Consider the following 13,509-nt stretch of genomic DNA (forward strand, 5'->3'; position numbering starts at 1 on the left):
CGCGCGNGCGNGCGNGNGNGNGNGNGCGNGGNCGNNAGGGGGCGCGCGGGTTCCCCCTCCGTCAGTCGCATTGCGACTGCCACCTCCCCATCGCTGCGCGACAGGGAGGATCGATGGGTTGAACTCGGAGCGATTCGGTCGTATTAGAGCCTTTGCGGGCCGGGCCCCTCTGGCGCGGCGTGATCGGGAACTTCCCTCACGCCTCGTGATGTCGGACCGCATCGGGTGATACCGGTGCAGGTTCAGCATTGTTTTCTTACGCAACCCCAGCGCCGCTCATCCGATCGAACTTCAACCCGTTCGATAGGGATACGATAATGACCGAACGCATGTTCCGCCTGCTAGAGCTGCACCAGAAGCTCGACGCCGCGATCCGCCGCATGAAGACAGGCCGCCACAAGGACCCGCTGGAGGTCGCCCGGCTGATGAAACGGAAAACCAGGCTCAGGGACAGGATGGCGCGGCTGCTGCCGCCCGCGCGCGCACTCGCCAGCCTGTAACCCGCGCGCCGGCGCGCTTTCCTCCCCCGATCCTGCGCGCCGGCGCCTCCGTTTCCCCCTGAACAGGGCACGTCATCATGGAATTTCTCTTCGCCGACTGGCTGGGTACGCCCGCCTGGTTCTGGCTTTCGTTCGCGGCCGTCGTGCTGCTGCTCACCGCCTTCGACCTCGGCGTCCTGCACAAGGACGACAAGGAGATGGGCATCGCCGAATCGCTGAAACTGTCGGTGTTCTACATCGGCATCGCCATGATCTTCGGCGCGTGGACCTGGTGGGCCAAGGGCTCTGCGCCGGCGATCGACTATTACACCGGCTACTTCATCGAGAAGGCGCTCTCGATCGACAACGTCTTCGTCATATCGATGATCTTCGGCTACTTCGCGGTCGCGCCCAAGTACCAGTATCGCGCGCTCCTGTGGGGCATCCTTGCCGTCATCGTGCTGCGAGGGGCTATGATCGCGGGCGGTGCGGCGCTGGTCGCCCATGCCCACTGGGTCATGTACCTGTTCGCCGCCTTCCTGATCTTCACCGGGATCAAGATGCTGTTCACCAGCGACCATGACCCGGACATCGGCAACAACGCCGCGATCCGCTGGATCTCGCGCCATATGCGCGTGACCAAGCAGCACCACGCCGAGCACTTCTTCGTGAAGGAGCCCAACGCGAAGGGCCACCTCGTCTGGGCGGCGACACCGCTGTTCCTGGCGCTGGTGGTGATCAACCTGGCCGACCTGGTCTTCGCGATCGATTCGGTGCCGGCGATCTTCTCGATCACGACCGATACCTTCATCGTCTACACCTCGAACATCATGGCGATCCTGGGCCTGCGCGCGCTCTACTTCGCGCTGGCGGCGATGGTGCATCGCTTCCACTACCTGAAGTATGCGCTGGCGCTGGTGCTGGTGTTCATCGGCGGCAAGATCCTGATCGCCGACTTTGCGCTGGGCGGAGCGAAGTTCCCGCCGCTCGCCAGCCTCGGCATCACGCTGGCGCTGATCGCGGGTGGGGTGGGCTGGTCGCTCTGGAAGACAAGAGGGGAAGAGACGGCGCAGTTGCCGAATTGATCCTGCTTTGTTGACGATCCGGGCGGCGCGCCAATAAGCAGGTGCGCCGCCCGCGCCATGCCGCTAGGACGCGGGCCATGAGCACTGCTCCCGCCCTGTCCGTCCCCGAAGTCCGACCCGGCCATGACTGGACCGCGCGCCATCTCCTCGCGCTGCTGGCCGCCAACGTCGCGCTGGCGCTGGGGGCATGGCTGGTGCGGCTTGCCGATACCGGGCCGGTCGCCGCCGGGTTCTGGCGCCTGACCCTCGCGCTGCCGGTGCTCGTGCTGCTCGCCGGACGTGAGCCTGCGGTGCAGCGCAGGATGTCGCCGGGGGTGATCGCGCTGGTCATGGCGGCGGGGGTGTTCTTCGCCCTGGACCTGGCCGCCTGGCATTTCGGCATCGTGCGGACAAAGGTGGGCAATGCCTCCCTGTTCGGCAATTCGGGCAGTCTGATCGTGATGGTCTGGGGCCTTGCCACCGCCCGGCGCGCGCCGCGCGTGCTGGAAGTCAGCGCCATCCTCGCCGCGCTGGCGGGAGCGGGCCTGCTGATGGGCGGATCGCTGGAGATCAGCCGCACGAACCTCGTCGGAGACCTGTTCTGCCTGCTCGGCGGAGCCTTCTACGCGGTCTATCTCATCATGCTGAACGGCGTGCGGCAGGGCAGGGGGCAATATTCGCTGCTCGCCGTCTCGACCGCCGCGAGCGTGCCGGTGATGCTGCTCGCCGCGGTGCTGCTGGGCGAAGTCATCATGCCGCGCGACTGGACGCCGCTGGTCGCGCTCGCGCTGTCGAGCCAGCTGATCGGGCAGGGTTTCCTGATCTACTCGCTGCGCCATTTCACACCGCTGGTGATCGGCCTCGCGCTGATGGCGCAGCCGGCGCTGGCGGCCACTGTCGGCTGGCTCGCTTTCGGAGAGACGCTGGGCACGATCGACGTGGTCGGCATGGTGCTGCTCGCCGTGGCGCTGGCGATGGCGCGCGCCGCAGACAAGCCCGCGAAGGACTGATCGCATGACCCGCCTGATCCTGCTCAACAAGCCGTTCGACGTGCTGCCGCAGTTCACCGACCTCAAGTCTCCCAGCCCGCGCGCGACGCTGTCGGACTTCGTGAAGGTGCCCGGCGTCTACCCTGCAGGGCGGCTCGACCGCGACAGCGAGGGGTTGCTGCTGCTGACCGACGACGGCCGCCTGCAGGCGCGTATCTCGAACCCGCGCTACAAGACGCCCAAGACCTATCTCGTGCAGGTCGAGGGCGAGCCGGACGAGGCCGCGATCCAAACGCTGTGCAAGGGTGTCACGCTGAACGATGGCCCGACGCTGCCCGCTGATGCCCGCCGCATCGACACGCCCGACCTGTGGCCGCGCAATCCGCCGGTGCGCTTCCGCAAGACCGTGCCGGACTGCTGGATCGAACTGACCTTGCGCGAAGGCCGTAACCGGCAGGTCCGCCGCATGACCGCCGCCGTCGGCCACCCGACCTTGCGCCTCGTGCGCTGGCGCATTGGCGACTGGACCCTCGATGGCATCGCGCCGGGCGAGTGGCGCGAAGTGGCGGTCTGAGTCGCGCGCTCCTACATCGATGGTGAGGAGACGTGTCCATGTCCGATAACAGAATCGTCGTTTGTCCCCGCTGCACGACGTCTAACCGGGTGCCGGTCGAACGGCTGGGCGCCGGCGGCACATGCGGCAAGTGCAGGGCGGCCCTCTTCGCCGGGGCGCCGGTCACCCTGACCACAGCGAATTTCGATGCTCATGCGGGGCGCAGCGACCTGCCGCTGCTGGTCGATTTCTGGGCCGCGTGGTGCGGTCCCTGCCGCCAGATGGCTCCGGCCTTCGCGGCGGCGGCGGCGCAGCTGGAGCCCGAGATGCGCCTCGGCAAGCTCGACACCGAGGCGGAAGGGGCGATCGCCGGGCGCTACGGCATCCAGTCCATCCCGACCCTCGTTCTGATCCACAAGGGCCGGGAGATCGCGCGCAAGTCCGGTGCGATGCCGCCCGGCGCGATCGTCGCCTGGGCACGGGCCGCGGCGGCTGGGTAAGTCGCCGGATGGACGGGGTTTAACTTCCCGTGTTATATGCGATGCCCATAGTCACGGGCGATGGAGTTCGCGTTCGACCCCGCCAAGGACGAGGCCAATCTGGTCAAGCACGGCTTGCGGCTGGCGTTCGGGATGCGGATTTTCGAGGATACGCGGCATGAGGTTTTACCTTCATTTCGCTTGGTCGATGGCGAAGATCGCTACAAGGCGGTGGGCTTGGTGGACGGTAAGTTGTTCACGGTCGTGTACGTCTTGAGAGACGATCGGGTCAGGCTGATATCTGTTCGACGGAGCAATGCTGGTGAACAAAGAGACTACGATCGCAATTCCGGCTGACCCCAACGATCCCGAGGATTTTGACGTCAGCGTGGCCGGGCTGGAACGCGCCCATATCGGACGGCGGTTTCGCATTCTGCGGCATCGCCTTGGCTTGGACCAGGCGCAGTTCTCGGCGGCTTATGGCATTCCGCTCGCCAACTTGCGCCAGTACGAACTGGCTCGCCACATGCCGCCACCTGCCGTGCGCGCCTATCTCACGGTCATCGAGGCCGAACCGGAGATGGTGCGCAAGGTCATGGCGCAGGCAGCCGGAGTGCTCGCCTAGACTACGACTGCCTTTGATGACGGCGAGAACGTCGACCCAAACCTGTCTCGTTTCAGTGCGGCAATGACGGGAAGGCGCCGTAGCCCGGCACCTCCCCGTGGTTCATCACGCAGGCGGTGGGTACGGCGACGGCCAGCACGATCCCGCCCCAGACCGCCCACTTGAACCAGCCGGGCGGCTTTCTCCTCGCCCTCATGCCGACTTCACGTCCGGTACGGCGGCGATGCGGCTGGCGCTGGCGCCGATCAGTTCGAGCATCTGCCGTGCGATCTCCCGCTCGCCCAGCACCACCTTGTCGCAGCCGTGCTCCACGAGATGCGCGAACTGCGCGTCCGAGTGGGCGCGGGCGATCACCGAGAGGTCGGGGCGCAGCTTGCGTGCGGCCTCGCAGATCGCGCCCGCCTCGAAGCCTTCGGGGATGGCGATGAGCATGCGGTGGGCGCGCTCGATGCCCGCTTCCCTCAGGACGTCGGGCTCCACCGCGTTGCCGGTGACGACTTCGAAGCCCTCGGCGCGGGCCTCGCGGGCGAGATCGCTCTGCGCTTCGATCAGCAGCACGGCGGTCGGGGTGGCGCGCAGGCCGTGCGCCACCAGCTTGCCGACGCGGCCGTAGCCGACGAGGATGACGTGCTCCTCGCGCTTTTTCTCATGCTCGATCTCCGCCTGTTCGGCCTGCTCCTCCATCTGCTTCTTGACGGAGCCGGTACTGCCGACCGCGAAGTTGAAGATGAAGGGGTTGAGGAAGATCGAGATGATCGCGCCCGCCAGGATGAGGTCGCGTCCCGCCTCGGGCAGCAGCCCCAGCCCGGCACCCAGCCCGGCGAGGATGAACGAGAACTCGCCGATCTGCGCAAGGCTGGCGGAGATCGTCAGCGCCTTGTCGTTCTCGTAGCCGAAGGCGCGCACGATCAGCCAGGCGGCCAGCGACTTGCCGACCACGATCGTCAGCACCGTGACCAGCAGTGGGATCGGCTGCTCGGTCACCACCGAGGGGTCGAACAGCATGCCCACCGAGACGAAGAACAGCACCGCGAAAGCGTCGCGCAAGGGCAGGGTCTCCTCGGCGGCGCGGCGGGAGAGCTGCGTTTCGCCCAGGATCATGCCTGCGAAGAAGGCACCCAGCGCGAAGCTGACGTCGAAGGCATAGGCCGCCCCGAACGCCACGCCGAGAGCCACCGCAAGGACGGCAAGGCGGAACAGCTCGCGCGATCCGGTGTGGACCACCCAGTGCAGCGCCCAGGGCAGCACGCGGCGCCCGACGATCAGCATCAGCGCCACGAAGCCCGCGACCTTCAGCAACGTCGTCGAGATCACCCATGGCAGGCTTGCCGCGCCGTCGCCTCCCGAGAGGCCCGAGGCCAGCGCAGGCAGCAGCACCAGCGCGAGGACCATGACGAGATCCTCGACGATCAGCCAGCCGACGGCGATGCGTCCGCGCTCGGTCTCGACGAGGTTGCGGCTTTGCAGCGCGCGCAGCAGGACCACGGTACTCGCCACCGAGAGCGCGAGGCCGAAGACGAAGCCGGCGGCAAGGTCCCAGCCCATCATGTAGCCGATGCCGATGCCCAGCAGGGTCGCGACGGCGATCTGCACGAGTGCGCCGGGGATGGCGATGTTCTTCACCGCCAGCAGGTCCCGCAGCGAGAAATGCAGGCCGACGCCGAACATGAGGAGAATCACGCCGATCTCGGCGAGTTCCTGTGCGAGCCCGGCATCGGCGACGAAGCCGGGCGTGAAGGGGCCGACCATGACGCCGGCGAGAAGGTAGCCTGCGATGGGGGAAACCCGCAGGCGGTGGGCGAGCGCCCCCATGAAGAAGGCGATCACCAGACCGGCGACGATGGTGCCGATCAGGGGAGTGTGATGAGGCATTGGATGTCCCGTGCTTCGCTGCCGGGACGCGCTGGAATGCGCCGCTCCGGCCTTGCTGAAACTGTCGGATCGGCATTGCGATCCGGCGGCGTGTCAGGCGAAGGGCGGGGCTCTGGGCTGCGACAGCGCGCAGCGCCAGCCGGGCGGGCCGGAGGCTGCGGCCGGGGCAGGGCAGGCGCGGGCGTCCCGTGCTTTCCGGTCCTGGGAGGAGGCGGCGAGCAACATCCCCCTGCCGAGCGGGTCACGCTGGGGGGCGAGCTTGCGCACGGCAGCCACGCGCAGGGAGTGGCCGGTCGATACCTCGACCGTGGAAGGGCTGAATGCCGAGCCGGAAGCGCGGGCCTCGATCGGGATCAGCGCGTGCGCGAAGACGGCGGCCAGCAGAAGCAGGCACCAGACCTTCAGTTTCCTCAGGATGAGGACGTCACGCAAGTTTCAGGGCTCCCCGGTTCGTTCCCATACAACATAGGAAGCGCGAAGAGGTTTCGCCAGTCGTCGTCCCGGACTTGATCCGGGACCGGTGGCCGTGAACAGCCGGGCTTTCCGTTTTATGCGGCGGGGGCTTCGACAAGCTCAGCCTGAGCGGTTTTGAGAGCAGTTCATCAAATCTCGCTCAGGCTGAGCTTGTCGAAGCCCCCGCCTAAAGACAGCCACCGGTCCCGGATCAAGTCCGGGACGACGAAGCCCTCAACGCGCGCCCAGGTCGCCCTTGCCGATCGTCCCGCTGGCCATCTCCAGCATGCGGTCGAGGCTCTTCTTCGCCGCCAGACGCAGCGGTTCCTCGATCTCCACGCGCGGGGACAGGTCGCGCAGCGCGATGTACAGCTTCTCGAGGTTGTTGAGCGCCATGTAGGGGCAGATGTTGCAGTTGCAGTTGCCGTCCGCACCGGGCGCGCCGATGAAGGTCTTGTTCGGGATCGAGAGCTGCATCTGGTGGATGATGTGCGGCTCGGTCGCCACGATCAGCGTGTCGCCGGGCATGGTCTTCGCATACTGCAGGATGCCACTGGTCGAGCCGACGTAGTCCGCATGATCGACGATGTGCGGCGGGCATTCAGGGTGCGCGGCGATCGGCGCATTGGGATGCTCGGCGCGCAGTTTCAGCAGTTCGGTCTCGCTGAACGCCTCGTGCACGATGCACACGCCCGGCCACAGCAGCATCTCGCGGTTGAACTTGCGCGCGAGGTAGCCGCCGAGGTGACGGTCGGGGCCGAAGATGATCTTCTGGTCCAGCGGGATCTGCTGCAGGATCGTCTCGGCGCTGGAGCTGGTGACGATGACGTCGGACAGCGCCTTAACCTCGGTCGAGCAGTTGATGTAGGTCAGCGCGATGTGATCGGGATGCGCCTCGCGGAAAGCCTTGAACTTTTCGGGCGGGCAGGAATCTTCCAGGCTGCACCCGGCGTTGAGATCGGGCAGCACGACGATCTTGTTCGGCGAGAGAATCTTGGCGGTGTCGGCCATGAACTTCACGCCGCAAAAGGCGATGACGTCGGCATCGGTTTCCGCCGCCTTGCGGCTCAGTTCAAGGCTGTCGCCCACGAAGTCGGCAAGGTCCTGAAGCTCGGGCTTCTGGTAGTAATGGGCGAGGATGACCGCATTGCGCTCCTTGCGCAGGCGCTCGATCTCGGCGCGCACGTCGATACCGGAAAGGTCGGCGGGCATTACGGTCATGGTCGTTCCTGTACATCCTCGCCCGAACCTTGCTGCGGGCGGGGTCTATCTAGGGACGCTGGCCCAAGGACCCAAGCGGAATTTTCGCGGATCGCGGCCGTCGTCTTCCTCCCTGTCGCGCAGCGATGGGGAGGTGGCAGCCCGCAGGGCTGACAGAGGGGTTCCTCCCCCTCCACCACCCGCTATGCGGGCGGTCCCCCTCCCCATCGCTGCGCGACAGGGAGGACAGCAGGACATCTATCCCGCGAATTGCGCCGCGAACGCGACCCACGGCGGCGTGATCGCCAGCAGCTCGACAAGGACATGAGCCAGCACCACTGCCAGTGCGACGGTCACGGTGGCCGGATGAACGCGCCCCATCGCACGCCGGTCGTGCCGCACGATCAGCGCGACCATGCCAAGCTGGATCGCCATCGACAGCCACTCGCCCCAGGGCATGATGAAAGGCATCGGCAGGACCCGGCCGAGCGCAGGGTCCATGATGAGGATGGTGGAGCCCAGGATCAGCCGCTTGTGCCAGTCCGCACGGCCGCGCAGCGCAACGGCGCCGCCGACCATCATCACGAAGATCAGCATCGAGACATGGATCAGCGCGAGGAAATAAGCCGGCGGGAAGAACGGAGGGAACATGCCGGTGCGAAGCCCGGCGAAGCAGGTCAGGCTGGTCAGCACGGCGATGGTGGGCAGCATGACTGCACTCGCCCAGCCGAGCCGTCGGTGCAGTTCCAGCCCACTGCCGTTGCCCAGCAGCGCCTGCGTCGTCACGAGGGCGAGCCAGCCGAGCATGACCACGCCATGGACATGAAAGATTACCGGCACTTGCGTAACGGGCACGAAGCCGCGCAGACCGAATTGTGCAAAGGCGAACACGATGAACAGGCTGAGCCCGATCGTCATCTTCGCCCAGAACGAGACGCGCGAAACCTGCGCTGCGGCTGCGGTTGCCATGAATTACCCTCCACCTTTCGATGGCGGTGGATAATACCGTGTGAAGTGTTATTGCGACAATACTTGTCGATGAACGCCTAATTCGCGGCGATCAGCGTCCATTCGTCTTCGCGGCGCGTTGTAATGCCGCGTTTTTCCAGATCGAGGAGGTGGGCCAGGACCGAACGCCCGGCGGCGGGCCAGAGCCTTTCGTCGACGCCCTTGTACATCAGCGGGACCATCGCGGCGATGGTGGTCACGCCCGATTCGATCTGGCGCAGGATCTGCCGCTCGCGTTGGCGGCGGTGGCCGATCATCCCGCGCACGAGCTGGCGCGGCTTTGTCACTTCCGGGCCGTGGGCGGGGTAGTAGACCACGTCCTGCTCGCGCTCATAGAGACGGGCGAGGCTTTCCATGTAGGCGGTCATGTCGCCGTCGGGCGGGGAGACGACGCTGGTGGACCAGCCCATGACATGATCGCCGGTGAACAGCGCGCCGGTTTCCTCCAGCGCGAAGCACAAGTGGTTGGAGGTATGGCCCGGCGTCGTGAGCGCGCGCAGGGTCCAGCCTTTGCCCGTAACCACCTCTCCATCGGCGAGCACGCGGTCGGGCGCGTAGTTCGCATCGAACGAGGCGTCGGCGCGCGGGCCGTCGTCGCTCAGCACCAGCGGCGCGCAGCCGACGATCGGCGCGCCGGTCAGCGCGGCGAGGGGGGCAGCGGCGGGCGAGTGGTCGCGGTGGGTATGAGTGCAGCAGATCGCCACGACCTTGTCACCGCCGATCGCCGCCATCAGCGCGCCCAGATGCTCGGCCTCGTCCGGGCCGGGATCGATGACGGCCACTTCGCCATCGGCGCCTACCAGATACGTCTGGGTGCCGGTGAAAGTGAAGGGCGAGGGGTTGCGCGCCAGCACCCGGCGGACCAGCGGGCCGATGGTTTCGGCCACCGTGTAGGGCCGGTCGATCTCTGCAGCAGCGTTCATGGGCGCGATATGGGGTGGATGAAGCGCCGTGTCGACCTTGAGGGCGGTTATGGCACCGTTGAGTGCCGTTAGGTGCCGGTCGCAACCTCGCCCTCGATCCGTTCTCGAAGCTGCTCGATCGCGCCGAAAGCCGCAGGTGTGGTCAGCCGCCAGAACTGGTCGAGGCGCAGCAGGCGGTCGTAGAACAGGCGCGTGGCCTCGACGAGCCGGGCGGTGGCGGGCTCCAGCAGAAGGGCATGCGCAGGGTCCGACTGGCGCATCGCGGGCGACAGGCGGCCATGGCGACGTAGCTGCAAGTCGCTGATCTCGCCGATGAAATAAGCGCGGTGGTTAAGTAGCCAGGCGATCGCGTGCATCATCCGCGTGGTGGTGCGCAGCCCTTCGCTGGAGAGGGCGACACGGCCGGGATCTCCGTCGATCCGCCCGGACAAGGTGAACGCCGCGCGCACCTCGTCGGACAGGACGAGCGCCTCGCAGTAGAGCGCCTCGACGATGCGCGGATTGATGGTCGCCGGTTTCGACATGGCCCTTCGTATTTCTTACCGCCGAATCGGCGGCAAGCGGGGCGAGTCGATAATCCCGGGCAAATATCGCGCTGTCCCTGAACGGCACGGCGGGAGGGTGAACGAAAGTTAATCCTGATCGTTCGGAAACGGCGCGGATCCGTAAATCCTCCCTGTCGCGCAGCGATGGGGAGGGGGACCGCCGCGAAGCGGTGGTGGAGGGGAAGAAAACCCCTCCGTCAGTCGCTTCGCGACTGCCACCTCCCCATTCCTACGGAACAGGGAGGATTGCGCGATTACGCGATGATGTCGGGGATCAGGTAGTCCTCGATCTGCGCGATCTGGTCCTTGAGGCGCAGCTTGCGCTTCTTGAGTCGCGCGATCTGCAGCATGTCGCCGCCGCCACCCGCGTTCATCAAAGCATCGATCGCCGCGTCGAGGTCGCGATGTTCGACTTTCAGGATTTCGAGGCGCTTGCGCATTTCCTCTTCGGTCACGCCGGAATTCCTTAAAGTTTCAAGCCTGTGCACGGGCGGGACCGAATCCTGCCGAACGCATGATTCACGCAACTCACCGATATGAAGCAAGTGGGGTCTTCGCAAGGTCCTCCGATTGTGGTTCCTTGGTTTTTGCGCCGGCCCACCAGTGTCGAGTCGCCCGATCAGGTCGCTCGTCATGGCTCTTACGAGAGCACCGTCCGCACACAGTCGCAAGACAAGGGTCCGGCCCCTATAAGGAGGAACGTCCAATGGATAATTCGCACGTCAGCGCTCTGCAGCTCAAGCATGCCGGTATCGAACGGCAGATCCACGAGGAATTGAGCCGCCCGATCCCTGATGCCGCGGTCGTCCAGTCTCTCAAGAAGCGCAAGCTTCGCATCAAGGAGGAGATCGGGCGGTTCTGATCGCCGATCTCAGTCTTGTAGAGGGTCCTGAGCGCGGAGAATTCCACCGGACAACCGGGTAATTCCCGATATCACCCGCATAAGCTGAATCGACGGCATCCGCTGCGTTCCCAAAGCCATGACTTTGCGTTACGCCAGAAGAATGACCAGCGGAGCCGTCGAAGCAGCCCGAACCATTCTCACGAGCCTTCACGAGGTGATGGCCTCGCGCAGCAATGCGCAGACCAAACTCAACAACGTGGTGGAAGTGATAGGCGAGTGCCTCGATAGCGAGGTCTGCTCGATCTACCTGCTGCGTGAGGGAATGCTCGAACTCTTCGCCACGCGCGGTCTTGCGCAGGAGGCGGTTCACGTCACCCGCATGGCGGTGGGCGAAGGTCTGGTGGGCTCCATCGCAGACCGGATCGAGACGCTGAACCTGGCCGAAGCCGCCGCGCATCCCGACTTCATGTACCGCCCGGAAACGGGCGAGGACAAGTTCCACTCCTTCGCAGGCGTCCCCATCGTCCGCCGCGAACGCGCGGTCGGCGCGCTCTGCGTCCAGCACGTCGAGCCGCGCCGCTACGAAGAGGTCGAGATCGAGGCGCTGCAGACGGTGGCGATGGTTCTGTCCGAACTCATCGTCAATGCCGACCTCATCGACGAGGAAGATGCGCGCGCGCTCACTGCCGCCCAGACCGGGCCGGAGCAGATGCGCGGCCTGACGCTGGTGAAGGGCCTCGCATCGGGCGTCGCCGTCTACCACCAGCCGCGCGTCACCATCGAGCACATCGTCGCCGAGGATACCGAGGCCGAGCGCCAGCGCGTCATCCTCGCCTTCGACCGCATGCGCGAACAGATCGACCGGATGGCCAATCAGGCCGAGTTCGGCATGGGCGGCGAGCATGACGAAGTGCTCGAGACCTACCGCATGTTCGCCTACGACGAAGGCTGGACGCGCCGCATCAACGAGGCGATCGACAGCGGCCTGACGGCGGAAGCGGCGATCGAGCGCGTGCAGCAGCGCACTCGCATGCGCATGCGCCAGATCGACGACCCGCTCCTAGCGGACCGCATGCACGACCTCGAGGACCTGGCGAACCGCCTGCTGCGGATCGTCTCGGGCCAGATCGGCACGGCGGCTTCGATGGGCCTCAGGAACGACGCGATCCTGATCGCGCGCAATCTTGGCCCGGCGGAACTGCTGGAATACGACAAGCGGCGGCTCAAGGGCGTGATCCTCGAGGAAGGCTCGCTCACCAGCCACGTCGTCATCGTCGCGCGGGCGATGGGCATCCCGGTGCTCGGCCGCGTGCGGGGCCTGCGCGGCATCGTGCGCGAGGGCGATCCGCTGTTGCTCGACGCCGATCAGGGCACGACGATGGTGCGCCCGTCGCCCGGCGTGGTCGAGGCGTTCGAGGCGCGCTTTGCGAAGAACCGCGAACGTCAGGCCGTCTATGCGGGCATGCGCGACGTGGCTGCGACCACGCTCGACGGCACGCGCATCAAGGTGATGATCAACGCGGGGCTGCGTGACGACGTCGCCAACCTCAATCTGACCGGCGCGGACGGCATCGGCCTGTTCCGCACCGAGTTCCAGTTCCTCGTTTCCGCCACGCTGCCGCAGCGTGAGAAGCAGACGCGCCTCTACCGCGACGTCATGGATGCCGCCGGCGATCGCCCGGTCGTGTTCCGCACGGTCGATATCGGCGGCGACAAGACGCTCCCCTACTTGCGCCACGACGACGGCGAGGGAGAGGAGAACCCCGCGATGGGCTGGCGCGCGCTGCGCGTGGCGCTGGAGCGCGACGCGCTGCTCAAGGCGCAGGCCCGCGCGCTGCTGGAGGCGGCGGCGGGGCGGCCGCTCAACGTCATGTTCCCGATGGTCGCAGAACCCTGGGAATTCGATGCGGCCAAGGCCGTGTTCGACGGTCAGCTCGCCTATCTGCGCCGCCAGAAGAAGGTGCTGCCCGAGGCCATCCGCTACGGCGTGATGCTGGAAGTGCCCTCGCTGGCCGAACAGCTGGACCTGCTGGCGCCGAAGATCGCGTTCCTGTCGATCGGCACGAACGACCTCACGCAGTTCCTCTTCGCGGCCGACCGCTCGAACCCCAAGCTGGCCGAGCGCTACGACTGGCTGAGCCCGGCGATCCTGCGCTTCCTGCGCCGCGTCGTGCGCACGCTGGAGGGCACGTCGGTCGATATCAGCGTCTGCGGTGAGATGGGCGGGCGGCGGCTGGAGGCCCTGGCGTTGCTGGGCCTCGGCGTCCGGCGCCTGTCGATCACCCCGGCGGCGGTCGGTCCGATCAAGGAACTTGTCGGCAAGGTCGACCTGCCCGCGATCACAGCTGCGATGGAGGGGTGGCTCGCCGCGCCGCCAGCCGATTTGCGCGGCACAATGACGGCGTGGGCGGCCGAGCGGGACATTGCGATCGACTGAATTGACGCTCCGGAACGGCCCGCGCCGGTCCGGATGAC

At 66.4% G+C, this 13,509-nt stretch carries 17 protein-coding genes; 9 read left to right on the top strand and 8 right to left on the bottom strand.

Annotated features, from left to right (window positions below; translation table 11 throughout):
- The first annotated feature begins 317 nt into the window (after positions 1 to 317).
- The 7 genes from HWN72_RS02350 to HWN72_RS02380 all read left to right on the top strand — a co-directional run bounded on the left by HWN72_RS02350 (position 318) and on the right by HWN72_RS02380 (position 4,189).
- Entirely contained in the window at positions 318 to 500 is a 183-nt protein-coding gene (locus HWN72_RS02350; protein WP_008833220.1) for a YdcH family protein, read from the top strand.
- A 77-nt stretch (positions 501 to 577) separates the two neighbouring features.
- Positions 578 to 1,564: a TerC family protein gene (locus tag HWN72_RS02355; RefSeq protein WP_211149717.1), complete on the top strand. Its 987-nt coding sequence runs from the start codon at positions 578 to 580 to the stop codon at positions 1,562 to 1,564.
- Positions 1,565 to 1,641: 77 nt separating this feature from the next.
- Complete coding sequence (locus tag HWN72_RS02360; RefSeq protein ID WP_036528044.1) at positions 1,642 to 2,553, top strand: DMT family transporter; 912 nt, start codon at positions 1,642 to 1,644, stop codon at positions 2,551 to 2,553.
- Positions 2,554 to 2,557: 4 nt separating this feature from the next.
- Positions 2,558 to 3,106, top strand: a complete 549-nt coding sequence (locus HWN72_RS02365; RefSeq protein WP_036528046.1) for a pseudouridine synthase — start codon at positions 2,558 to 2,560, stop codon at positions 3,104 to 3,106.
- 38 nt (positions 3,107 to 3,144) lie between these two features.
- Positions 3,145 to 3,585 carry a thioredoxin TrxC gene (gene trxC / locus HWN72_RS02370; RefSeq protein ID WP_036528048.1) on the top strand — a complete coding sequence of 147 codons (441 nt, stop codon included), beginning with the start codon at positions 3,145 to 3,147 and terminating at the stop codon, positions 3,583 to 3,585.
- Between the two features lie 60 nt (positions 3,586 to 3,645).
- Positions 3,646 to 3,921 carry a BrnT family toxin gene (locus HWN72_RS02375; RefSeq protein ID WP_008833584.1) on the top strand — a complete coding sequence of 92 codons (276 nt, stop codon included), beginning with the start codon at positions 3,646 to 3,648 and terminating at the stop codon, positions 3,919 to 3,921.
- The gene (locus HWN72_RS02380; RefSeq protein WP_162177409.1) at positions 3,887 to 4,189 is read left to right on the top strand and encodes a DNA-binding transcriptional regulator; all 303 of its coding nucleotides are present in this window, start codon (positions 3,887 to 3,889) and stop codon (positions 4,187 to 4,189) included. The genes HWN72_RS02375 and HWN72_RS02380 overlap by 35 nt, the downstream gene beginning before the upstream one ends.
- 52 nt (positions 4,190 to 4,241) lie before the next feature.
- Here HWN72_RS02380 and HWN72_RS02385 read toward each other — a convergent pair whose 3' ends face one another.
- The 8 genes from HWN72_RS02385 to HWN72_RS02420 form a co-directional block, all read right to left on the bottom strand.
- Positions 4,242 to 4,385, bottom strand: a complete 144-nt coding sequence (locus HWN72_RS02385) for a hypothetical protein (protein WP_155986379.1) — start codon at positions 4,383 to 4,385, stop codon at positions 4,242 to 4,244.
- The gene (ybaL, locus tag HWN72_RS02390; RefSeq protein ID WP_211149718.1) at positions 4,382 to 6,061 is read right to left on the bottom strand and encodes a YbaL family putative K(+) efflux transporter; all 1,680 of its coding nucleotides are present in this window, start codon (positions 6,059 to 6,061) and stop codon (positions 4,382 to 4,384) included. The genes HWN72_RS02385 and ybaL overlap by 4 nt, the downstream gene beginning before the upstream one ends.
- 93 nt (positions 6,062 to 6,154) lie before the next feature.
- Positions 6,155 to 6,493, bottom strand: a complete 339-nt coding sequence (locus tag HWN72_RS02395; protein WP_008833587.1) for a hypothetical protein — start codon at positions 6,491 to 6,493, stop codon at positions 6,155 to 6,157.
- Between the two features lie 255 nt (positions 6,494 to 6,748).
- The gene (nadA, locus tag HWN72_RS02400; protein ID WP_008833588.1) at positions 6,749 to 7,735 is read right to left on the bottom strand and encodes a quinolinate synthase NadA; all 987 of its coding nucleotides are present in this window, start codon (positions 7,733 to 7,735) and stop codon (positions 6,749 to 6,751) included.
- A 237-nt stretch (positions 7,736 to 7,972) separates the two neighbouring features.
- Entirely contained in the window at positions 7,973 to 8,683 is a 711-nt protein-coding gene (locus tag HWN72_RS02405) for a hypothetical protein (protein WP_211149719.1), read from the bottom strand.
- Between the two features lie 77 nt (positions 8,684 to 8,760).
- Positions 8,761 to 9,645: an MBL fold metallo-hydrolase gene (locus HWN72_RS02410; RefSeq protein WP_211149720.1), complete on the bottom strand. Its 885-nt coding sequence runs from the start codon at positions 9,643 to 9,645 to the stop codon at positions 8,761 to 8,763.
- Between the two features lie 68 nt (positions 9,646 to 9,713).
- Positions 9,714 to 10,169, bottom strand: coding sequence for a DUF1465 family protein (locus HWN72_RS02415; protein WP_211149721.1), 456 nt, complete (start codon positions 10,167 to 10,169; stop codon positions 9,714 to 9,716).
- 275 nt (positions 10,170 to 10,444) lie between these two features.
- Complete coding sequence (locus tag HWN72_RS02420) at positions 10,445 to 10,645, bottom strand: YdcH family protein (RefSeq protein WP_008833013.1); 201 nt, start codon at positions 10,643 to 10,645, stop codon at positions 10,445 to 10,447.
- Positions 10,646 to 10,896: 251 nt separating this feature from the next.
- Between HWN72_RS02420 and HWN72_RS02425 the strand changes: the two genes are divergently transcribed.
- Together HWN72_RS02425 and ptsP are read left to right on the top strand one after the other, a co-directional pair.
- Entirely contained in the window at positions 10,897 to 11,052 is a 156-nt protein-coding gene (locus HWN72_RS02425) for a YdcH family protein (protein WP_008833012.1), read from the top strand.
- A 142-nt stretch (positions 11,053 to 11,194) separates the two neighbouring features.
- The gene (gene ptsP, locus HWN72_RS02430) at positions 11,195 to 13,471 is read left to right on the top strand and encodes a phosphoenolpyruvate--protein phosphotransferase (protein ID WP_036528057.1); all 2,277 of its coding nucleotides are present in this window, start codon (positions 11,195 to 11,197) and stop codon (positions 13,469 to 13,471) included.
- The last annotated feature ends 38 nt before the right edge of the window (positions 13,472 to 13,509 follow it).

The organism is Novosphingobium sp. HR1a (assembly GCF_015594425.1).
GTDB lineage: Bacteria > Pseudomonadota > Alphaproteobacteria > Sphingomonadales > Sphingomonadaceae > Novosphingobium > Novosphingobium resinovorum_A.